Genomic DNA, 950 nt, shown 5'->3' on the forward strand with positions numbered 1-950 from the left:
GAGGATGTTCAAGATAATACATATATGATTTGGACAAATTCTGAGCAGATTGCAAAGGAATATGACTTTGAAAAGAAAGAACAATTTGTGTTTGTAAAGTACATAACAAGAGAAGAAATTGAGTCAGTAAAGATTATAAAGAAACCAGTGTTAATATGTAAGGATATGGAACCAAGGGAAGAAATATTAGTAGGGAAAGTATTGGACGAATGGTTGAAAAGTATCATTTAATTACATTTTGATATAAAACAATTCGGATAAATCTTTCAAAGAACATAGGGTGTTATAAAATTTATTATGTCTCCACATAAGGACACACCTAAAGCATCCGCTCCTTGTCTATAAATAATCGAAATGGTTTTTGCCGAAGGTAATCCAATTGCATGGTATTAAGATAATCGGCATCTTGCATTGCATACTGGTATATATTGTTAGAGTGTCGTTCATCCAAACGATGATAAAACGTTTTCAAAAAGTTTGTATTTATCATGGTGAGAACATCCTTTTTGACCACACACAATACTGTAAAAATCCGCTATAATCCATTCATAGAAATGAATAAGGATTGGTGTGGAAATAAAGCAGAATGAACAAACGGATATGGAAATAGTAAAGCAGTAAATAAGATAGAAAAAGTGATTCAAAAGGCGGTAAGCCAGACAGAAAAAGACGTTAATGCATATTTAAATATTGGCTCTTATTTTAGAATACAGGAGCCATAATATTTATTATGATTATACTTTAGGACTTCCAACTCCTTAAATCCCTTAAAAAATAACTGTATTACCTACCTGTTCACGAAGTGAATGATATGTAGGTGATACAGTTATTTTTAGTCCATTACCAGAGAAAATGGACTGCTGAGGGCGATATTTGCACCTGGGTATACGAAAGGATTAGATGATGTATTTGAAGGAAATAGACTAGATTATAATAATACAGAATTTAAG

Annotated in this window: 1 pseudogene; it reads left to right on the forward strand. The window is 31.8% G+C overall.

Going from position 1 to position 950, the window contains the following annotated elements:
- Nucleotides 1-231: pseudogene (locus ACW2QF_RS19145) on the forward strand (hypothetical protein); the annotation flags it as partial.
- Between the last annotated feature and the right edge of the window lie 719 nt (nucleotides 232-950).

It is taken from the genome of Anaerosporobacter sp. (assembly GCF_965301125.1).